At 65.5% G+C, this 19,730-nt stretch carries 19 protein-coding genes; 17 read left to right on the top strand and 2 right to left on the bottom strand.

All coding sequences use genetic code 11. From position 1 onward, the window contains the following. Positions 1-16 precede the first annotated feature (16 nt). Complete coding sequence (locus tag SOX55_RS03790) at positions 17-946, top strand: TIGR03943 family putative permease subunit (RefSeq protein ID WP_325286107.1); 930 nt, start codon at positions 17-19, stop codon at positions 944-946. Positions 947-1,027: 81 nt separating this feature from the next. Here the strand turns inward: SOX55_RS03790 and SOX55_RS03785 are convergent, their stop codons facing one another. Beyond that, positions 1,028-1,459 carry a hypothetical protein gene (locus SOX55_RS03785; RefSeq protein ID WP_325286106.1) on the bottom strand — a complete coding sequence of 144 codons (432 nt, stop codon included), beginning with the start codon at positions 1,457-1,459 and terminating at the stop codon, positions 1,028-1,030. Positions 1,460-1,689: 230 nt separating this feature from the next. On the opposite strand from SOX55_RS03785, the gene rbr reads away from it, so the two are divergent. The 7 genes from rbr to SOX55_RS03750 all read left to right on the top strand — a co-directional run bounded on the left by rbr (position 1,690) and on the right by SOX55_RS03750 (position 11,526). Next, entirely contained in the window at positions 1,690-2,223 is a 534-nt protein-coding gene (rbr, locus tag SOX55_RS03780) for a rubrerythrin (RefSeq protein ID WP_325286105.1), read from the top strand. 208 nt (positions 2,224-2,431) lie between these two features. Next, the gene (locus tag SOX55_RS03775; RefSeq protein WP_325286104.1) at positions 2,432-2,695 is read left to right on the top strand and encodes an HPr family phosphocarrier protein; all 264 of its coding nucleotides are present in this window, start codon (positions 2,432-2,434) and stop codon (positions 2,693-2,695) included. 99 nt (positions 2,696-2,794) lie between these two features. Continuing rightward, positions 2,795-4,633, top strand: a complete 1,839-nt coding sequence (gene uvrC, locus SOX55_RS03770; protein WP_325286103.1) for an excinuclease ABC subunit UvrC — start codon at positions 2,795-2,797, stop codon at positions 4,631-4,633. Positions 4,634-4,921: 288 nt separating this feature from the next. Beyond that, a complete protein-coding gene (locus SOX55_RS03765) occupies positions 4,922-5,467 on the top strand; it encodes a hypothetical protein (RefSeq protein ID WP_325286102.1) in 546 nt (181 codons plus the stop codon). A 24-nt stretch (positions 5,468-5,491) separates the two neighbouring features. Continuing rightward, positions 5,492-7,111, top strand: a complete 1,620-nt coding sequence (locus tag SOX55_RS03760; RefSeq protein ID WP_325286101.1) for a GH3 family domain-containing protein — start codon at positions 5,492-5,494, stop codon at positions 7,109-7,111. Continuing rightward, positions 7,108-9,663, top strand: a complete 2,556-nt coding sequence (locus SOX55_RS03755; RefSeq protein ID WP_325286100.1) for an HD domain-containing phosphohydrolase — start codon at positions 7,108-7,110, stop codon at positions 9,661-9,663. Before SOX55_RS03760 ends, SOX55_RS03755 begins: the two co-directional genes overlap by 4 nt. Before the next feature lie 168 nt (positions 9,664-9,831). Beyond that, the gene (locus SOX55_RS03750) at positions 9,832-11,526 is read left to right on the top strand and encodes a peptide ABC transporter substrate-binding protein (protein ID WP_325286099.1); all 1,695 of its coding nucleotides are present in this window, start codon (positions 9,832-9,834) and stop codon (positions 11,524-11,526) included. Between the two features lie 35 nt (positions 11,527-11,561). Here the strand turns inward: SOX55_RS03750 and SOX55_RS03745 are convergent, their stop codons facing one another. After that, the gene (locus SOX55_RS03745; RefSeq protein WP_325286098.1) at positions 11,562-12,485 is read right to left on the bottom strand and encodes a sporulation protein; all 924 of its coding nucleotides are present in this window, start codon (positions 12,483-12,485) and stop codon (positions 11,562-11,564) included. Positions 12,486-12,586: 101 nt separating this feature from the next. Between SOX55_RS03745 and SOX55_RS03740 the strand changes: the two genes are divergently transcribed. Genes SOX55_RS03740 through recD2 form a run of 9 tightly spaced genes read left to right on the top strand, consistent with a single transcriptional unit; the run spans position 12,587 to position 19,468 of the window. Then, positions 12,587-12,871 carry a YabP/YqfC family sporulation protein gene (locus tag SOX55_RS03740; protein WP_325286097.1) on the top strand — a complete coding sequence of 95 codons (285 nt, stop codon included), beginning with the start codon at positions 12,587-12,589 and terminating at the stop codon, positions 12,869-12,871. Between the two features lies 1 nt (position 12,872). Continuing rightward, a complete protein-coding gene (locus SOX55_RS03735; RefSeq protein WP_325286096.1) occupies positions 12,873-14,084 on the top strand; it encodes a sporulation protein YqfD in 1,212 nt (403 codons plus the stop codon). A 13-nt stretch (positions 14,085-14,097) separates the two neighbouring features. After that, positions 14,098-15,072, top strand: coding sequence for a PhoH family protein (locus SOX55_RS03730; protein WP_325286095.1), 975 nt, complete (start codon positions 14,098-14,100; stop codon positions 15,070-15,072). Then, the gene (gene ybeY / locus SOX55_RS03725) at positions 15,072-15,569 is read left to right on the top strand and encodes an rRNA maturation RNase YbeY (RefSeq protein WP_325286094.1); all 498 of its coding nucleotides are present in this window, start codon (positions 15,072-15,074) and stop codon (positions 15,567-15,569) included. Before SOX55_RS03730 ends, ybeY begins: the two co-directional genes overlap by 1 nt. 3 nt (positions 15,570-15,572) lie before the next feature. After that, positions 15,573-15,803 carry a hypothetical protein gene (locus SOX55_RS03720; protein WP_325286093.1) on the top strand — a complete coding sequence of 77 codons (231 nt, stop codon included), beginning with the start codon at positions 15,573-15,575 and terminating at the stop codon, positions 15,801-15,803. Continuing rightward, positions 15,790-16,044, top strand: a complete 255-nt coding sequence (locus SOX55_RS03715) for a PF20097 family protein (RefSeq protein WP_325286092.1) — start codon at positions 15,790-15,792, stop codon at positions 16,042-16,044. The genes SOX55_RS03720 and SOX55_RS03715 overlap by 14 nt, the downstream gene beginning before the upstream one ends. Positions 16,045-16,060: 16 nt before the next feature. Then, positions 16,061-16,891 carry a hypothetical protein gene (locus tag SOX55_RS03710; RefSeq protein ID WP_325286091.1) on the top strand — a complete coding sequence of 277 codons (831 nt, stop codon included), beginning with the start codon at positions 16,061-16,063 and terminating at the stop codon, positions 16,889-16,891. 44 nt (positions 16,892-16,935) lie between these two features. Beyond that, complete coding sequence (locus SOX55_RS03705) at positions 16,936-17,247, top strand: hypothetical protein (protein WP_325286090.1); 312 nt, start codon at positions 16,936-16,938, stop codon at positions 17,245-17,247. Positions 17,248-17,260: 13 nt separating this feature from the next. Next, entirely contained in the window at positions 17,261-19,468 is a 2,208-nt protein-coding gene (gene recD2 / locus SOX55_RS03700) for an SF1B family DNA helicase RecD2 (protein WP_325286089.1), read from the top strand. Positions 19,469-19,730: the final 262 nt, after the last annotated feature.

Here is a 19,730-nt window from a genome sequence, read left to right as displayed (position 1 = left end):
AGGAACTTGACTTGACATGGATATTCCTGTTTATCTGGTAACCGGCTTTCTGGACGCCGGAAAAACCGATTTCATCAACGGCATTCTGGAGGACGGCTTCGCCAAAAAGGAAAAGACTCTGCTGCTGTGCTGCGAGGAGGGCGAAAACGAGTACAACGAAGCCGCCCTGCGGAACGTCACCGTGGTGACGGTGGAGGAGCAGGAGGAGCTGACCTGCTCGTTTCTGAAGGAGTGCGAGAAGAAGTACCGCCCCAAACAGGTCCTGATTGAGTACAACGGCATGTGGCCTCTGGAGCCGCTGTACCGGGACATTCTCCCCGCCAACTGGGTGCTCTACCAGATCATGTCCTTCGTGGACGCCCGGACCTTCGAGGTCTACGCCAAGAACATGGGCCAGCTGATGATGGAGAAGGTCACCAACGCGGACATGCTGGTGTTCAACCGCTGCAACGAGGAGCTGCGCTCCGCCCTGCGGGGCCGGAACCTGCGGATGGTGAACCGCCGGGCGGACATCTATCTGGAGAACGAGGACGGCACCTCCGAGGACTACCTCACCGGCGACGAGTGCCCCTTTGACCTGGAGCAGGACATTATCGACATCCCCGACGATGACTTCGGCGTCTGGTACGTGGACGTGATGGACCACCCGGAACGGTACGCCGGCAAGACGGTGCACCTGAAGCTGGTGATGTGCCACTCCCGGAACTACCCCGGCGTGGACTGCCCCGGCCGCTTCGCCATGGTGTGCTGCGAAAATGACGTCACCTTCCTGGGCCTCATCGCCAAGGGCCCCGGCCTGGACCGGTACAAAAACCACGACTGGATGGAGGTCACCGCCCGCATGAGCGTGGAGTACCACAAGGCCTACAAGGGCGAGGGGCCGGTGATGAACGTCATCGACATCGCCCCGGCGAAGAAGCCGGCTCAGGAGATTGTCTCCTTCTGAAATCCGCCTTCCTTCGATACAAATCGTAATATTTCTATAAAAAATTCCCCTTCGTTGTCAGACGAAGGGGAATTTTTCCGGTCAGCGGCTGCGGGCAGCGGTGCCGGTGCGGGGGGTGCCGGTGCCGCCGTTGTCGCCGGTGCCGCCGGCACTCCGGCTGCCGTCCACCACGTCGTCCACGGCGTTCTCCACGCCGCCCACCACGTCGCCTACGGCGTCGCCGGCGCCGTGCACCACATCGCCCACGGCGCTGCCCACGTCACCGGTGACGGTGTTGTGGTCATTGCCGTTGATGGCGCCGTTGATGGTGCCGTTGGTGCCATTGGTGCCGTTCTGGGCGTTGTCGGTGCCGGCGGTGCCGTTGTCGCCGGCCATGACGCCGCCGTTGGTCTGGCCGTTGGCGGCCGGATTGCCGGTGCCGTTGGCGTTGTTGTCTCTCGCGGTGCAGCCGCAGCCCGTCAGCGCGAAGGCCGCCGTGGCCGCCGCCAGCAAGAGGGCAAGCATCTTCTTCAAATCCAGTTCCTCCTTTTTGGGAGTTCCTCAACTCCGCGATACCCGAAGCCTATTGTCTCCCGCCGTGGCGGAAAAACCCCCGGAATGTTTCTCCAGCGCCGAAAAATAACCTTGCATATATGCGGCGTCTTTTGATAGAATGAAGAAGAAGCCTCTTTCCCGCAGGCAAAATATGTTTGTCCGCGTGGGAAAAACAGAGACCGAATGCAAAAGGAAAGGAGTTCATTGTGATGGAACTGAAAGGAAGCAAGACGGAGGCCAATCTGTGGAAGGCGTTTGCCGGTGAGTCCCAGGCCCGCAACAAGTATGACTATTATGCCAGCAAGGCCAAGAAAGAGGGCTACGAGCAGATCGCGGCCATCTTCCAGGAGACCGCGCTGAATGAGAAGGAGCACGCCAAGCTGTGGTTCAAGGCCCTGGACGGCATCGGCTCCACCCCCGAGAACCTGGCTGCTGCCGCCGCCGGCGAGAACGAGGAATGGACCCAGATGTACGCCGAGATGGCCAAGACCGCCGAGGAAGAGGGCTTTCTGCAGCTGGCCGCCCAGTTTGAGGGCGTCGGCAAGATCGAAAAGACCCACGAGGAGCGCTATCTGAAGCTGCTGGAGAACCTGAAGAACGGCGAGGTGTTCCGCAAGGGCGACAAGGTGCTGTGGTTCTGCCGCAACTGCGGCCACGTGGAGCTGGCGGAGAACGCCCCCGCCGTGTGCCCCGTCTGCGCCCATCCCCAGGCCTATTTCCAGGTGAAGGCCACCAATTACTGATCGCTTTTCTGCCGCGGTTCAGGCAATCCTTTTCCTGCAGTTTGGTCGGTGGAATCGCCAAAAAATTCTCCGGCAGGCCGTTCTTTTTCCGGAATGTTTGTGAAATTCGCCGTTGACTGTTCTGTGAAAACCGATTAATATAGGAATATGGAAGTATGACCCTATTATGCGAAGGATCAAAAACGCATAGGAAAAGGAGAGCTGCATCATGTATACTCAGGAGATCACCGTTAACAACGAGGTCGGTCTGCACGCCCGTCCCGCAACGTTTTTCATTCAGAAGGCCAATGAGTTCAAGAGCGGCATCTGGGTGGAAAAGGAAGACCGCCGCGTCAACGCCAAGAGCCTGCTGGGCGTTCTGTCCCTCGGCATCGTGAAGGGCACCGGCATTACCCTCATTGCCGACGGCTCTGATGAGAAGGAGGCCGTGGAGGCCCTGGCTCAGCTGGTGAAGGAGAACTTCGGCGAATAATCCATACAGGATCGAAAACCGCTTTCCCCCGGCGGCCCCGCGATGCGCGGGGCCGCCTTTTCTGCACCATTCACTTTTTTCCGCAAAGGAGGCGGCGCCATGACACGGGAGGAACTGAAAGAAAAAGCCAACGATCTGCCCCTGCTGCCGGGGGTGTACCTGATGATGGACAAGACCGGGAAGGTCATCTATGTGGGAAAGGCGAAAAAGCTGAAAAACCGGGTGAGCCAGTACTTTCAGGACACCGCCTCCCACACCTCCAAGACCCGGGCCATGGTGTCCCAGGTGGACCGGTTCGACACCATTTTCGTCTCCAGCGAGTTCGAGGCCCTGATTCTGGAGAACTCCCTCATCAAGCGGCACATGCCCCGCTACAACATTCTGCTGAAGGACGACAAGGGCTACCCCTTCGTGCGGCTGTCCAAAGAGGAGTACCCCCGGTTCTCCCTGGCCAACCGTCCGGCGGAGGACAGCGCCCGGTACTTCGGCCCCTTCGGCGGCCGCCGGGAGACCCGCATGGCCCTGGACGCCGTGTGCACCGCCCTGAAGCTGCCCACCTGCCGCCGCCAGTTCCCCCGGGACATTGACGCCGACCGCCCCTGCCTCAACTACCACATGGGCCGGTGCGACGGTTTCTGCCAGTCCCGCATGAGCGCCGAGGAGTACCGCCGCCGGATGGAGCAGGCGGTGCGGGTGCTGGAGGGCAAGGGAAAACAGCTTCTGCGGGACATGACCGCCGAGATGGAAGCCGAGGCGGAGGAGCTGCACTTCGAGCGGGCCGCCGTGCTGCGGGACCGGATCAGCGCCCTCAGCGCCCTGTCCAAGCGGCAGACCGTCATCGCCGGCATCTGCGCCGACACCGACGTGTGGGGCATTTACCGGGGCGCCGGAAAGGCCTGCTACGCCGTGCTCCACGTGGAGGAGGGCCAGCTCACCGGCCGGGAGACGGAGCTGTTCGCCACCCACAACGAGGAGGACGAGGGAGAGATGCTCTCCGCCATCACCGCCCAGTACTACCTGCCCCGGGCCATTCTGCCCCGGGAGATTCTGCTGCCCGCCGACTCCGGCGACTGCGAGGACCTGAGCGAGGCCCTGAGCCGCCGGGCGGGCCGCCGGGTGTGGGTCCACGTGCCCCAGCGGGGGGAGAAGGCGGAGCTGCTGGCCATGGCCCGCCGCAACGCCGCCGAGGAGGCGGAGCGGGCCACCACCGTCCAGGAGCGGGCGGACCACACCCTGGAGCTGCTGGCGAAGATGACCGGCCTGCCCCAGCCGCCCCGCCGGCTGGAGTCCTTCGACATCTCCAACACCGGCGCGTCGGACATTGTGGCCTCCATGGTGGTGTACAGCGGCGTGAAGCCCCTGAAATCCGCCTACCGGCGATTCCGCATCAAGGACCTCAGCGGTCACCCCGACGACTACGCCTCCATGCAGGAGGTGCTGCGCCGGCGGCTGCAGCGGGCCGCCGACGGCGACGAAAAATTCCTGCCCCTGCCGGACGCCTTCCTCATTGACGGCGGCGTCACCCACACCCAGGCGGTGCGGCGGGTGGCGGAGGAATTCGGCTGCGACGTCCCCATCTTCGGCATGGTGAAGGACGACCGCCACCGCACCCGGGCCCTGGTGACCCCCGACGGCCGGGAGATCGGCATCGCCGGGCAGCAGGCGGTGTTCTCCCTCATCGCCCAGATTCAGGAGGAGACTCACCGCTTCGCCATCACCTACCACCACGAGAGCCACGGCAAGTCCGCCCTCCGCTCCCCCCTGGACGACATCCCCGGCGTGGGCCCCAGGCGGCGGGAGCTGCTGCGCAAGCGCTTCGGCAGCCTGAAGGCCATCCGCTCCGCCTCCCTGCCGGAGCTGGAGGCGGTGCTGCCCCGGGACGCCGCCCGGGCCGTATTCGGCCATTTTCACAAAAACGGCGAAGCAGAACCGCTTTGAGAAGAACGGGACCCTTTGGGTCCCGTTCTCTGCTGATTTCCCGGAAAGCGGCGGAAAAATGGAATTTTTTTCTCTTTTTCCGCCCCGTTTTTCCAAAAAGGTACTACCTTTTCCAGCAGCGATTCCCACATTTTCCCAGCTCTGGTTTCTGTCCCGGTTTTGCGGACTTTGTGGAAAACGTTCAGCGGATTTTTGTTGAAATTTCACAGAGAAGTCATTATAATGGAACATAATGAGGTGACATAACGGTTTTTGTCACCGTTTTCCCGCCGGGAGGAGGAATGGGGCATGGTAGCCGCCGCGGGCCTGGGCGCCTTCGCCCTGTTTTTTCTCAGCGATTACAACGACTGGAAACTGCGGCGGAAGGAGCTGCGGCTGTGCTTCCCTCTGGGGACGCTGCTGCTGCTGGCGGGAACGGCGGCAGGCTGCGCCGGGGGGCGTCCTCCCCTGGAGGGTCTGCCCCGGCTGGCGGCTCTGACGCTGGCCGCCGCCTTCGCCGCTTTGCTGGTATACACCCTGTTTTTCGCCCTGCCTGCCGGGGCCTCCTATGCCCATCCCGGGGAGGACCGGCCCGTGTGCGCCGGCGGGGTCTACGCCCTGTGCCGCCATCCCGGCGTGCTGTGGTTCGCCGGGGCGTACCTGTGCCTGTGGGGCGGCTGCGGCTTCCCCCTTTGGGCGGCGGCGGCGTACACCGCCCTGGACGTGCTGCTGGTGGTGTTTGAGGACGGCTGGGTGTTTCCCGCCCGGCTGTCCGGCTATGAGGACTACCGCCGCGCCACCCCCTTCCTGCTGCCCACCCCGGGCAGCTTCCGGGCGTTTCTCGCCCGCCGCTGAACCCACCTGAGAGGAGAGAGACAAATGGCCATGCCCCGTTTCGACCAGCGCCTGAAAACCGTCAGCCACGACCAGCTGTGGCAGGAGTACTGCGGCTTTCTGGACATGAGTCTCTCCGACTATATGTACACCCAGCGGCGGCTGATGGAAGAGCAGCTGAAGCTGTGGTGCGCCTGCCCCCTGGGCAAACAGCTGCTGGGCGGACGGACACCCCGGAGCATTGAGGAGTTCCGGGAGATCATGCCCCTCACCACCTACGCCGACTACGCCGACGTGCTGCTGGCCAAGCGGGGGGACATGCTGTGCGACGAGCCGGCCATCTGGATTCAGACCACCTGGGAGGGGGGCCTGCGGCCCATCAAGCTGGCGCCCTACACCCGGGCCATGCTGGACCGCTACCGCCACAACCTGCTGTCCACCATGATGATGGCCTCCGCCCGGAAGAAGGGGGACTTCGACATCAAGCCCGGCTACCGCATTCTCTACGGCGGCGCCCCCCTGCCCTACGCCACCGGCCTGACCCCCTCCCTGTTTGACGAGGACATCCACTTTGAGTGGCTGCCGGACAGCAACGCCAACTCCGGCATGTCCTTCAGCCAGCGGATCAAAAAGGGCTTTTCCATGGCCCTCAGCGGCGGCGTGGACTACTTCTTCGCCATCGGCTCCGTGGCCAACCACATCACCGAGAGCTTCGGCCGGATGACCGGCGGCAGCGGCTCCGGCGGCCATACCCGGGTTCCGCCCATTACCGCGCTGCGGTATCTGAAGGCCAAGTACATCTGCCGCCGGGACAACCGCCCCCTGCGGCCCGGCGACCTGTTCCACCTGCGGGCCTTCTTCTACGGCGGCACCGACGCCCGCTGCTACAAGGACCGGCTCACCGCCGCCTGGGGCATTGTGCCCACGGAGGCGGTGCTGGGCACGGAATCCACCTGCCTTGGCTCCGAAACCTGGGAGCACAACGGCATGGTGCTGTTCCCCGACTCCTGCTTCTACGAGTTCATCCCCGAGGAGGAGATGCGCCGGAACCTGGAGGACCCGTCCTACACCCCCCGCACCTGCCTGACCGACGAGGTGGCCGCCGGCAACAACTACGAGATCGTGCTCAGCGTCCTCCACGGCGGCGCGTTCATGCGCTACCGCATCGGCGACATGTACCGCTGCGTCAGCGCCGGCAGCGGGGAGCTGCCCCGGTTCTCCTACGTGGACCGCATCCCCACCGTCATTGACATCGCCGGCTTCACCCGCATCACCGAGTCCTCCATGCACGAGGTCATCAACCTGTCCCGGCTGGAGCTGGGGGACTGGGTGCTGAAAAAGGAATACGACCAGCACGACAACCCCTTCCTCCACATGTACCTGGAGATTCCGCCCCACGCCCAGGAGAACGAGGTGACGGTGCGCCGGGTGCTGGAGGAGCATCTGTCCGTCTACTTCAAATACTTTGACAGCGATTACGGCGACCTGAAGAAGCTGCTGAACATGGAGCCGCTGCAGATCACCATTCTGCGCTACGGCACCATCGCCGCCTATGAGCGGGAGCGGGGCCACCGGCTCCAGCGGATCAACCCCAGCATGCTGGATGTGTGCGGGATGCTGAAGGTCCAAAGCCGTCCTCTCGCCGGAGAGGGGGGACGACCGTGAACATCCCCTTCCTGTACATCAACATCACGGCCCTGTTTGTCTACTCATTGCTGCTGTTCATCTTCCTGGCGGCAAAAAAGACGCCGGAGATCCGGGCGTTCCTGCTGATGATGGTGGACTGCGTGCTGTGGACCGCCGGCGCCATGCTGATGCGGCTGCAGATGTGGCCGGACCCCCACTTCTGGTACTACGTCTCCCTGGCGGCCATCTTCTCCCTGGAGTTCATCTTCTACTACTTCATTTACTGCATGGCCCGGGTCAAGGGCCGGTTTCTGGTAACCCTGTTCGGCCTGTGCACCCTGGCGCTGGCCCCCGGCACCTTCAGCGGCTACTATCTGGCGCCGCCCACGCCGGTGCTGCGCCCCGACGGCACCACCGTCTTCGTCTACAGCACCGTGGTCTGGCACATGATTCTCCCCTGCCTGCTGTTCCTGGCCATGATCATCGCCTCGCTGTCGCTGCTGCAGAACATGCGCCGCCAGCAGGGCAGCCACTCCTCCGGCGTGCAGATGCTGTTCTGGGGCGGCGTCATTTGCCTGGGCGGCAACCTGATGCAGATTTTCATCCCCGGCAACACCTTCCCCTTCGACACCCTGGCCGGCGTCATCTTCGCCGCGCTGATGATGTTCGCCCTGTACCGCCGGCGGCTGTTCCGCATGACGCTGGTGGTCTCCCGTGGCCTGCTGATGCTGGGCGAGGGCGGCGTGTGCGTCCTGCTGGGCCTGTTCTGCACCAACCCGCTGTACACCTTCCTCACCAGCCGGTTCCCCATGGACTTCAAAACGGCCCTGACGCTGCTGTCGCTGCTGCTGGCAGGGCTGCTGGTGCTGACCTACACCCTGGTCCGCCGCCTGGTGGACACCCTGTTCACCCGGGAGGAGCAGCAGAACCGGCTGCTGAAGGGCTTCAGCGCCGAGGTCTCCCAGACCCTGTCTACCGACGATATTATGGCCAAATTGGCCAATGTATTGAACCGGGAGCTGCCCCTGTCCCAGATTTACATCTGCCTTTCCAGCCAGCAGGAGCGGGAATACGTGGCCCGGTACAGCTCCAATCCCCTGGTTCCCGCCTCCTTCGCCATTGACCGGGAGAGCCCCAAGGTCCACTACCTGCGGGACCAGTCCCCCTGCCTGCTGCTGCGGGAGTACAACGCCACCACCCACGCCATCTCCGACTGGGCGGAGGAACGGGAGCTGTTCCAACGGCTGCAGATTGACTGCGTGGGCGCCATGCGGGACGGCCGGCAGATTGTGGGCCTGGTGCTGCTCAGCGCCCGGGACCACCGCCGGGCCTTCACCACGGCGGAGATCGGTTTTCTGGAGACGGTGTGCTCCATCGCCTCCATCGCCATCAAAAACGCCGGACTGTACGAAAAAATGTTCCGGGAGGCCCGCATCGACTCCCTCACCGGCGCGTTCAACTACCGCTACTTTGTGGAGTCCCTGGAGGAGCAGTTCCAGATCTGCGGCCGGGAGTGCCTGACGCTGATGTACGTGGATGTGGACGACTTCAAGCTCTACAACCAGCTTTACGGTGTGGAGGAGGGCGACCGGGCCCTGGTCCGCATCTGTCAGGCCATCAGCCTCTGCACCGGCGACAGCGGCACCGTGTTCCGCACCAGCGGCAAGGTGTTCGCCGTGCTGCTGCCGGGGGCGGACGTCCACAGGACCCTGACCCTGGCCCGGGAGATCCGCCGCCGGGTGGCTCAGATCAACGACGTGCCGGAGCGGCGGCAGTTCAAGCCCCTGTCCGTCAGCGCCGGCATCTGCTCCGCCCCCTACGCCGCCTCCTCCGCCAAGGAGCTGATGGACAACGCGGACCTGGCCACCTACAACGCCAAGCAGAGCGGCAAGGACCAGACCATGGTGTTCCGGGGCGCGTCGGATCTGGTTCCGGTGCACCTGGCGGAACGGACCGACGCCATCATCGACCGGGTGGAGCGGGGCAGCGGCAGCTACAGCAACGCCCTGTCCATGATCTCCGCCCTCACCGCCGCCATCGACGCCAAGGACCACTACACCTACGCCCACAGCAAAAACGTGGCCCGCTACGCCGCCAATCTGGCAGTGGCCGCCGGCCTCAACGACGATCAGGTCCGCACCATCTACATCGCGGGACTGCTCCATGACATCGGCAAGATCAGCATCCCGGAAAACATCCTCAACAAGACCGGCAAGCTCTCCGACGAGGAGTTCACCGTCATGCAGGAGCACGTGAACAACTCCATCGAGATGATCCGCCACCTGCCGGAGATGGACTACGTCATTCCCGCCGCCCTGGGCCACCACGAGCGCTGGGACGGCAAGGGCTATCCCCGGGGCATCTCCGGCGAGGATATTCCCGTCTCCGCCCGGTGCCTGGCCATTGCCGACGTGTTCGACGCCATGACCACCGACCGCCCCTACCGGAAGGGTCTGCCTACGGAATACGCCCTGGAGGAGCTGCGCAAGGGCGCCGGCACCCAGTTTGACCCCCATCTAGCCGCGCTGTTCATTCAGCTGATCCAGGCCCGGGACATAACCCTCTCCTCCGCCCATCCGGAAACCCCCTGAGCTTTTTCCGAAAACGGGACCGCGAAGCGGTCCCGTTTTCTGTTCTCCGCCGCCTGCCGGAAAACGTCCCATTTTGTAATTTTTTGTTACTTTTTCCCGTGGGCGTCTTTACAGCGCCCGGAATTCCACGTATAATACAGGGGAAACTTGAAGCAAGGAGACGCAATTATGACCATCCGGAAACGTGCCGCCGCGGCGGTGCTGGCGTCGCTGGTGTGTCTGGGAACGCTGGCCGGCTGCGGCAAAACGGAGGAAGCGGAGGGCATGTCCCTGTCTGTCTGCGTGGGAGCGGCTCCCACCACCCTGGACCCCATCCGGGCCACCCAGGGCCGGGAGATGACGGTACTGACCCACCTTTACGAGAATCTGCTGAAGCTGTCGGTGGCCGCCGACGGCTCCACCACCGTCACCAACGGCATGGCCAAGAGCTATGAGGTGGAGCAGAACAACGACGGCACCTTCACCTACACCTTTCACCTGCGCCGGGCCAAGTGGTCCGACGGCGAGGCCGTCACCGCCCGGGATTTCGTGTACGCCTACCGGCGGCTGGCCAATCCCAGCAGCCAGGCGCCCAACGCCCGGCTGCTGTCCCCGGTGAAGGGCTTTGACGAGGTGCAGTCCACCGGCGATGTGTCGCTGCTGGCGGTGGAGGCGAAAAACGACTCCACCTTCGTGGTGACCCTCAACGGCGCCTGCGAGTGGTTCCTCACCGACGTGTGCACCGCCGCCGCCACCGTCCCCCTGCGGGAGGACGTGGTGCAGGAGCTGAAGGCCGCCTCCATCGCCAAAAACAACGAGGTGGCGGAAAACGGCGGCATCCCCACCGCCACCTGGTCCTCCGACCATACAAAGCTGGTGTGCAACGGCCCCTTCGTGGTGGGGGAAAGCACCATCGACGGCATGGTTCTGGAAACCAACCCCCAGTACACCGGCCGGCTCAGCGGCCCCGAAACCATCACCTTCCGCTACGCGGACACGGCGGAGGAGGCCTGGGCGCTGTATGAGGCGGAGGAGGTGGACTTTGTCTCCCCCCTGCCGGACGCGGTGCTGGAGCAGCGGAAGGCGGAGGACGAGGACTGGTCCGCCATTCCGGAGCTGAACACCTGCACGCTGCTGTTCAACACCAACAGCGAGCTGTTCAGCGATCCCCTGGCCCGGCAGGCCTTCTCGCTGGCCCTGGACCGGACGGCCCTCAGCGACGCTGCCGGCGGCGCCAACTGGCCCGCGGTGGCCCTGGTGCCCTACGGCGTCCCCGACGTGGAAGCGGAGGATTTCCGCGGACACGGCGGCGATCTCATCGACTGCGACCCGGAGACCTATCCGGACCGCTGCGTCCAGGCGGCGGAGCTGCTGGACCAGGCGGGCTACGGCGAGAGCTACCGCTATCCCCGGCTGGAGTGCCTGTATGACGCGGACGCCGGCCTGCGGGAGACGGCGGAGGCCATGTGCGCCATGTGGTCCGCCGCAATTGACATCACCGTCACCCCCAGGGCCATGACGGCGGGGGAACTGGCCGCCGCCCTGGCCGCCGGAGAGTACACCCTGTCCCTGACACAGCTGCGGGGCACCGTCAATGACGCCGAGAGCTTCCTGGCCCCCTTCCAGTCCGGCGACTCCCGCAACATGGTGGGCTACGTCAACAGCGCCTTCGACACGCTGCTGGCGGTCATCGGCAAGGCCAATGATGACACCGCCCGCCGGGGCTGCCTCCATGACGCGGAGGTGCTGCTGCTGGGGGACTGTCCCCTGACGCCCCTGTATTTCACCGGCACCTCCTGCCAGCTGCGGCCGGGGCTGCTGGGCCTGTGCCGGGACGCCCGGGACTTTTACAGCTTCGCCGGCGTGGTGGAGCAGGCCTCGTAAATCAGAAAAACGGACGCCTGAGGCGTCCGTTTTTTCTATCCCATCACATAGCCCGCCAGGGCTGCCGCCAGAACCGCCGACAGCAGGCCCTGGATCGCCTTGCCCTTCAGATAGAGTCCGGCGGAGAGGCCGCTGTCCCCCAGCACCGCCAGGGTCTGGCAGTGGACGGACACGCTGCCCCACCCCGCCAGTCCCGCCGCCGCCACGAAGCCCACCCCATCCGGCGGCAGGCGGACGGAGGCGGAAAACAGCTCCACCAGCCCGGTGAGAACCGTGCCGGGCAGGCCCGGCAGCCGCCGCAGGGGCAGGGCCATCACGTAGCAGAACACCACAAAGGCACAGACCCCCGCCATGACCGTCAGGGCGGAGCCCACCGCCCCCGTCAGTGCGGAGGTCAGACGCACCGCCCGCACCGGCAGACGCCGCTCCCCGGCGGAGGGCCGGCGTCGGGTCCCCGGGGCGGGCCGCCCCACCAGCAGCCCCGCCAGCAGGGCGGAGAGCAGGTGAATCAGCCACAGCCACACCCCCACCCGGACGCTGCCGAACACCCCCACTCCCAGCACATTGATGACAAAGGCGGGGCTGGCGTTGTTGCAGAAGCTCAGCAGCCGCTCTCCCTCTTCCTCCGTCAGGATTCCCTGCTCCGCCAGTTCCGCCGCGGTGCGGGCGCCAACGGGATAGCCCCCCACCAGCCCCAGCAGCAGCGCCGACGCTGCCGGGCCGCCCAGCCCGTACAGGCTCATCAGCCCTCCCAGCGGCCCGGCGGCCAGCTCCCCGAAGCCCAGCACCGTCAGGAAGGAGGAGACGCACAGAAAGGGAAACAGGGCCGGGATCACCGATCCCGTACACAGCACCAGCCCCTCCCCCACCGCCTGACGGACCTCCCGGGCGTCCAACAGCAGCCAGAACAGGGCCGTCACCGCCAGCAGCATCACCGGCAGCCGCCACCGTGCCCTCATATCCACCACCTCCCGGAAAAGGGTATGCGCCGGCGGGGAAAAACTTGCCGGCGGGAAAGTTCCTCCCCCAGTGCGCATACAGTGACACAGAGGTGATGGGCATGGAGCGTGGAAAGCGCCGGGAGGGCGTGCTGTCCTCTGTGGCGGAGCTGTTTGACCTGCCGGGGGACGTAATCGCCGGCCTTCCCCATCTGGAGATGGTGGGGGACCGGCAGCTGTTTCTGGAAAACCACGGCGGGATTCTCTCCTACAGCGACCGCCGCATCGACGTGAACACCGACCGGGGGGTGCTGCGGCTCCGGGGACAGGGGCTGAACCTGCTGGCCATGACGGCGGAGGAGCTGCGGGTGGGCGGCGTCATCGAAGGGGTGGAATGGGTGAAGTGACATGGTGCTGACGAAGATCTTCAACGGCCTGCGGGGAAACGTGCGGCTGCGGGTCACCGGCGGCTTTCCGGAGCGGGTGCTGAATCTGTGCGGCGCCCGGAAGCTGTGCTTCTGGGACGTGTGCTGGATCTCCCCCACGGAGTTCACCTGCTCCATGTCCCGGCGGGACTGGCGGGTGCTGCGGCAGGCGGCGGAGCGGCTGGAGTGCGCCATCACGCCGGAGCGGCGGGCCGGGGTGCCCTACTTTCTGGGCCGGTTCCGGAAGCGCTACGTGCTGGCCGCCGGGCTGACGCTCTGCGTCCTGGGGCTGGTGTTCGGCAGCTTTTTCATCTGGGATTTCCGCATCGACGGCAACGAGACCATCCCCGACGAGGAGATTCTCCGGGCATTACAGCGCCACGGCATCACTCTGGGCACCTTCGGCTTCGCCATCGACTCGGAGGACCTGCGGAACCACCTGCTGCCGGAGATGCCGGAGCTGGCGTGGATTACGGTGAACGTCTCCGGCTGCCAGGCCCAGGTGCAGGTGCTGGAGCGGATTCCGGCGCCGGAGCTGGCGGACCAGCGGACCCCCTGCAACATTGTGGCCCGGCGGGACGGCCTGGTGCGGGAGGTGCGGGCGTTGGGGGGCGCGAAGCAGGTGCTGCCCGGCACGGTGGTGCAGCGGGGCCAGCTGCTGATCTCCGGCGTGGAGGACACCGGCACCGTGGGCGCCCGGATGATGGCGGGCATGGGCACCGTCACCGCCCGGACCTGGTACACCCTCACCGCCCGGATACCCCTGACGGAGAACCGGCGGACGGGAACGCCGGAGGAGCGGAGAGTGCTGTCCCTGATTTTCGGCACCCGGCGGGTAAAAATCTGCGGAAACAGTAGCTATTCTCTGGCCGACTGTGATAAAATAATCGAAAGAACGCAGCTGCGCCTGTTCTGGCTGCCCCTGCCGGTGACGGTGGAGCGGGAGACCATCCGCCGCTATGACACGGAGCCGGCGGCGCTGGCCCCGGAGACCGCCCGGCAGCGGGCGGAAGCGGCGCTGACGGAGTATCTGGAAGCCCTGGTGGCGGAGCACGGCAGCGTCACCTCCACGCTGTGCACCGCCCGGCAGTCCGGCGGGGTACTGACGGTCACTCTGGCGGCGGAATGCGCCGAGCAGATCGGGGAACGGGTCCCCATTTATACGGAAACCGCGGCGCGGGCGCCGCAGAACTAAGGAGAGAAGCAATTTGGAACAGAGAATCAGTATCGAGCGCCTGGAACAGGCGGTGAACATCTTCGGGTCCTTTGACGAGAACATCCGCCTGCTGGAGCGGGAGTTCAGCGTCACCGTGGTGAACCGGGACGGGGAGCTGCGGGTGGACGGCGAGCCGGAGAACACCATGCTGGCCGTCAAGGCCATTCAGGCCCTGCTGACCCTCTCCTCCCGGGGGGAGTCCATCGGCGAGCAGAACGTGCGCTACGTCATCGGGCTGGTGCGCTCCGGCAAGGAGGACCAGATCAGCGAGCTGACCCAGGATGTGCTGTGCATCACCGCCAAGGGCCGCCCGGTGAAGCCCAAGACCATCGGCCAGAAGCAGTATATCCAGTCGGTGCTGAAAAACACCGTCACCATCGGCGTGGGCCCCGCCGGCACAGGCAAGACCTATCTGGCGGTGGCCGCCGCCGTGCAGGCCTTCCGGGACAAGCAGGTGAACCGCATCATCCTCACCCGCCCGGCGGTGGAGGCCGGCGAGCGGCTGGGCTTCCTGCCCGGCGACCTGCAGAGCAAGGTGGACCCCTACCTGCGGCCGCTGTATGACGCCCTGTTTGATATGCTGGGGGCGGAGACGTACCAGAAGTATCTGGAGCGGGGCAACATTGAGGTGGCCCCCCTGGCCTATATGCGGGGCCGCACCCTGGACGACAGCTTCATCATTCTGGACGAGGCCCAGAACACCTCCCGGGAGCAGATGAAGATGTTCCTGACCCGGCTGGGCTTCGGCTCCAAAATCGTCATCACCGGCGACGTGACCCAGATCGACCTGCCGGACGGAAAGCCCTCCGGGCTGCGGGAGGCCATGCGGGTGCTCAGCCGCGTGGAGGGCGTGGGCATCTGCGAGCTGACTAACGCCGACGTGGTGCGCCACGTGATGGTGCAGCGCATTGTGGAGGCCTATGAGCGGTATGAGAAAAGCAAGAACGGTGGGAAAGGGACAAAATAATGGCAAAAAGACACTATATACCGGTCACTTCTGACGTCCCCGGCGTCAGCGACAGTCTGAAGGCCCTGATCCGGAAGGTGATCCGCACCGCCCTGGCGGCGGAGGGGATGGCGCTGCCCTGCGAGGTGGACGTGCTGCTGACCGATGACGAAGCCATCCATCAGATCAACAAAGACATGCGGGACGTGGACCGGGCCACCGACGTGCTGAGCTTCCCGGAGTTCGACCTGACCCCCGGAGAGCTGCCGGAGGCGGAGGACGCGGACCCCGGCACCGGCCTGATCCCCCTGGGGGACATGGTGATCTCCATGGAGCACGTGGCGGCCCAGGCCAGGGAGTACGGCCACTCCAGCCGCCGGGAGCTGAGCTATCTGGTGGTGCACTCCGTGCTGCACCTGCTGGGCTACGACCACCTGGACGAGGGACCCCAGAAGCGGCAGATGCGCTCCCGGGAGGAGGCCATTCTGGCAGAGCTGGGCATCACAAGAGAGGACTGAGAGATGGGGAACTTTTTCGCGGTATTTGCCGTTCTGCTCATTGTGGGCTATGTGTTCCTCTTCGTGGGCGGCGAACTGGGACTGGTGCTGTTCGCCGTGGCGGCGGTGGCCTTCCTCGTCGCCCTGCTCATCAGCCTGAACGAAAAGCTGGACCGGCTGACGGAGGAAGTGAAGTCGCTGCGGGAGCAGCTGGGCGCTGAAGCGCCGGAGGAGACGGACCATGGAGCAGAGTAAACGGACCTGCCCCTGGTGCGGCAAGCCCATGCAGTCCGGTTTTATCTCCTCCCGGGACAAGCTGTTCTGGGAGAAAGACAACGGCTATTTCACGCCCCTGGCGTCTGCGAAAGGCTTCAGGAGCCTGTTTCAGCCGGCTGTGCCGGAGGCGTGGGCCTGTCTGGACTGCGGAAAAGTGGTCATCGATCTGGAAACGCCTGTCATGGGGGCAAATCCATCCGATGCTCCAACCGCCGATTAAGAGGGGACGTTTGCTGATGACTTGGAATCGCAGAGCTGTCGCCGCCTGCCTTCTGCTCTGCCTGGCCCTGTGCGGCTGCGGCAGTCCGCCGGAGGCTGCCGCCCCCGCCGCCGGGCCGGAAACACCCCCGACGGAACCGCAGGCACAGATCTCCGCCCCACCACAGCCGGAGCAGGACGAGACTCCCGCCCGTCCGGATGTCACCGGGGAGTGGCACCGCACCGACTGCCACAGCGGCCTCTGGAGCACAGTGACCATCGACCGTCCAACGGAGGAGGGCTTCCGCGTGACGGCGGAGTGCGCCTACTTCTCCCACTCCGGGGAGCTGGAGGGCACCGCCCGGTTCACAGGCCCGGATACCGCCCTGCTGGAGGGTTACGGCGTGGACGGGCCCTACGGCTACGAGGTCGCGCCGGTGGGTTTCCGCTGGGAGGGAGAGATTCTGACCATTGAGTCCGGCACCAGCGGCGGCGACCTGGGCTTCGGCATGAACGTCACCATCGACGGAACCTACACCCGGGATGAGCCGGTCTACCTCAACGCCGGAATGCTGGACCGCTGCCTGACGGCGGAGCAGCAGGCGGCGCTGCGGGAGCTGCTGGCGGAGAACTACGGCGACTATCTGGTTTTTCCCTTTCAGGAGGGCGCCGTACAGGGACCGTCCCCCTGCGCGCTGCCCGACGGCACCGCCGCGGAGGAATATGAGGTACTGTTCCCCACCCTGGGCTTTTACTGCCTGACGCTGGTGACGGCGGAGGATGGGCGGATTTATTATGTAAACCCAGACATGGGCTTTGTCACCAACGATCCGCTGGCGGACGAAATGCCCCCTCTGTCCCGGGAGTGAGCACGGCCAGGCCCCGCGGCATACACTGTCCCGAGGTGATTGGGATGGAATTGCTGCAAGACGGCCTGATCGCGTTTTTTTCCGCCGTGGGCGTCACCGCCTGCGTCTGGCTCACCGCCGCTTCCCTTCTTGGGGCGGGAAAGTGCCGCAACCCGCTGGTGCGGATTGTGCTGCCGGTGCGGGACGAGGCCCCGGCCATGGAGGCGGACCTGCGGGAGCTGGTGCGGCTGCGGCGGCAGGTGCCCCGGGCGGCCATCGTGCTGGAGGACCGGGGGCTGACGGAGGAGGCCCGCCGTCTGGCGGAGTACTTCTGCCGCCGGTATGACGGCGTGGTGCTGGAAACGAAAGAACAATGACGAAGGAGAGGCCATGGAGGAGCTTTGCACGTACGAGGGCGTGGTACATAGCCTGATTTTTCAGAACCAGGAGAACGGCTACACCATTCTCCGGCTGCTGACGGAGGACGGAGAGGTGGTCACCGTGGTGGGCTGCATCCCCTGCGTGGCGCCGGGGGAGCAGCTGGCGGTGGACGGCGTGTGGGAGAACCATCCCCAGCACGGCAAGCAGCTGCGGGCGGTGGAGATTGAGCGGCGGCTGCCGGAGGACGAGGAGGAAATCGTCAGCTACCTGGGCTCCGGCATCATCAAGGGCGTGGGGCCTGCCACCGCCCAGCGGATGGTGGACCGCTTCGGCCGGGACACCCTCCGGATTCTGGAGGAGGAGCCGGAGCGGCTGAGCCTGCTGAAGGGCGTCACCAGCCGCCGGGCCCAGGAGATGGCCGCCGCCTTCCGCCAGCACATGGGGCTGCGGCGGCTGATGGCCTTCCTGGCCCAGTACGAGCTGCCGCCGGTGCTGGCCATGAGTCTCCGCCGCCAGTACGGCGACGGGGCCCTGGCGGCCCTGCGGGACAACCCCTACCTGCTCAGCGGCAGCGCCTGCGGCGTGGAGTTCTCCACCGCCGACCGCATTGCCATGAGTATGGGCATGGCGGCGGACAGCAGCTGCCGGGTGGAGGCGGCGGTGACCTTTGAGCTGTCCCACAACGAGAACAACGGCCACGTGTTCCTGCCCCGGGACAAGCTGGCCGCCGCCACGGTTCAGCTGCTGGACTGCGATCCGGAGCTGGTGGAGCAGGCCATTGACAGCCTGCGGGACCGGGGTGCCGTGGTGTGTGAGCAGGTGGCCAACGTGGAGGCCTGCTACCTGCGGCAGCTGTGGGAGGCGGAGGCCTACGCCTGCGCCAAGCTGCACCTGCTGCTGGAGGCGGAGACGGACCGGAGCCGCCAGGCCGCCCGCACGGTGGAGGAAATCCAGCGGGAGCAGGGCATCACCTACGCCCCCCAGCAGCGCCAGGCGGTGGAGTCGGCGGCCCGGCGGGGCGTGCTGATTCTCACCGGCGGCCCCGGCACCGGCAAAACCACCACCGTCCGGGGCATTGTGGCCCTGTTTGAGAAAATGGGGCTGGACATCCTGCTGGCGGCGCCCACCGGGCGGGCCGCCAAGCGCATGAGCGAGCTGACGGGCCGGGAGGCCCAGACCATTCACCGGATGCTGGGCATGAGCTGGAACGAGGCCACCCACGAGGTGACCTTCATCAAGGGGGAGAAGGAGCCGCTGGAGGCGGACGCCCTCATTGTGGACGAGATGAGCATGGTGGACGTGGGGCTGTTCGCGGCGCTGCTGCGGGCGCTGCGGCCTGGCACCCGGCTCATCATGGTGGGAGACGCGGACCAGCTGCCCTCCGTGTCGGCGGGCAATGTGTTCTCTGACCTGATCCGCTCCGGGTGCATTGAGACAGTGTTCCTGCGGGAGGTGTTCCGGCAGGCGGAGACCTCCGCCATCATCCGCAACGCCCACGCGGTGAATCAGGGCCAGCCCCCCCGGCTGACCAATGACCAGAAGGACTTCTTCTTTCTCTGCCGCCGGGACCCCCAGCGGGTGGTGTCCACGGTGGTGGAGCTGTGCAAAACCCGTCTGCCGGAGAACATGGGCATTCCGGCGGATCAGATTCAGGTGCTAACCCCCACCCGCAAAGGCCCCGCCGGCACCGTCAGCCTGAACCGGCTGCTGCAGGAGGCCCTGAACCCCAAGGCCCCGGACAAGCGGGAGCTGGTGTGGGGCGAGCGGCTGTTCCGGGAGGGGGACCGCATCATGCAGACCCGGAACGACTATGACGTGGTGTGGGAGAAGCCCGACGGCACCGTGGGCACCGGCATGTTCAACGGCGACGTGGGCCGCATTGTGGAGATCGATCCCTCCGGGGAACTGCTGACGGTGAATTTCGAGGACCGGCTGGCCACCTACTCCGTGGAGATGCTCTCGGAGGTGGATCTGGCTTACGCCATGACCATCCACAAGGCCCAGGGCAGCGAGTACCGGGCAGCGGTGCTGGCCATTCTCCCCTCCGCGCCGGGGCTGATGGTGCGTGGCGTGCTGTACACCGCCGTCACCCGTGCCCGGGAGCTGCTGGTGCTGGTGGGCGATGACGCGGCGGTGAAGGCCATGGCGGAGAATGACCGGCGGCAGCGGCGGTATTCCGGCCTCCGCTGGCGGCTGGCGCACTATGGAGAAAAGTGATGCCCGACTTTGGCGGGCTTTCCGGCAATCGCCGGGGGATAATGCGCCGGTTTCGGCGCGGGAATGTGACGAAGGTCACGGCTTTCCGGCCCCCACTTTTCTTTGCCCGTGCAAAGAAAAGTCGCCGCCGGAGCGGTGGAAAAGAAACACGTTTCGTGGGCTTCCGGCTGCGCCCGAAGCCCACACCGGGGGTCTCCTCAATCGGTAGGGCCAAAAATCTCAGTCGCGGCCGGGTGCGGGGCCCCCGGTTGCTTTTAGGCAA

It is taken from the genome of Dysosmobacter sp. (genome assembly GCF_034093755.1).
Taxonomy (GTDB): domain Bacteria; phylum Bacillota; class Clostridia; order Oscillospirales; family Oscillospiraceae; genus Oscillibacter.
Note: the sequence above shows the minus strand (reverse complement) of the source record. Positions and strands in the feature narration are given on the sequence as shown.

Bases quoted from the DNA above. Each gene is read 5' to 3' on its own strand.
- SOX55_RS03775 (WP_325286104.1), top strand. From the start codon at position 2,432: ATGTATACTCAGGAGATCACCGTTAACAACGAGGTCGGTCTGCACGCC.
- rbr (WP_325286105.1), top strand. From the start codon at position 1,690: ATGGAACTGAAAGGAAGCAAGACGGAGGCCAATCTGTGGAAGGCGTTT.
- SOX55_RS03745 (WP_325286098.1), bottom strand. From the start codon at position 12,485: ATGAGGGCACGGTGGCGGCTGCCGGTGATGCTGCTGGCGGTGACGGCC.
- SOX55_RS03790 (WP_325286107.1), top strand. From the start codon at position 17: ATGGATATTCCTGTTTATCTGGTAACCGGCTTTCTGGACGCCGGAAAA.
- SOX55_RS03740 (WP_325286097.1), top strand. From the start codon at position 12,587: ATGGAGCGTGGAAAGCGCCGGGAGGGCGTGCTGTCCTCTGTGGCGGAG.
- SOX55_RS03750 (WP_325286099.1), top strand. From the start codon at position 9,832: ATGACCATCCGGAAACGTGCCGCCGCGGCGGTGCTGGCGTCGCTGGTG.
- recD2 (WP_325286089.1), top strand. From the start codon at position 17,261: ATGGAGGAGCTTTGCACGTACGAGGGCGTGGTACATAGCCTGATTTTT.
- SOX55_RS03765 (WP_325286102.1), top strand. From the start codon at position 4,922: ATGGTAGCCGCCGCGGGCCTGGGCGCCTTCGCCCTGTTTTTTCTCAGC.
- SOX55_RS03710 (WP_325286091.1), top strand. From the start codon at position 16,061: ATGACTTGGAATCGCAGAGCTGTCGCCGCCTGCCTTCTGCTCTGCCTG.
- uvrC (WP_325286103.1), top strand. From the start codon at position 2,795: ATGACACGGGAGGAACTGAAAGAAAAAGCCAACGATCTGCCCCTGCTG.
- SOX55_RS03735 (WP_325286096.1), top strand. From the start codon at position 12,873: ATGGTGCTGACGAAGATCTTCAACGGCCTGCGGGGAAACGTGCGGCTG.
- SOX55_RS03760 (WP_325286101.1), top strand. From the start codon at position 5,492: ATGGCCATGCCCCGTTTCGACCAGCGCCTGAAAACCGTCAGCCACGAC.
- SOX55_RS03715 (WP_325286092.1), top strand. From the start codon at position 15,790: ATGGAGCAGAGTAAACGGACCTGCCCCTGGTGCGGCAAGCCCATGCAG.
- SOX55_RS03705 (WP_325286090.1), top strand. From the start codon at position 16,936: ATGGAATTGCTGCAAGACGGCCTGATCGCGTTTTTTTCCGCCGTGGGC.
- SOX55_RS03720 (WP_325286093.1), top strand. From the start codon at position 15,573: ATGGGGAACTTTTTCGCGGTATTTGCCGTTCTGCTCATTGTGGGCTAT.
- ybeY (WP_325286094.1), top strand. From the start codon at position 15,072: ATGGCAAAAAGACACTATATACCGGTCACTTCTGACGTCCCCGGCGTC.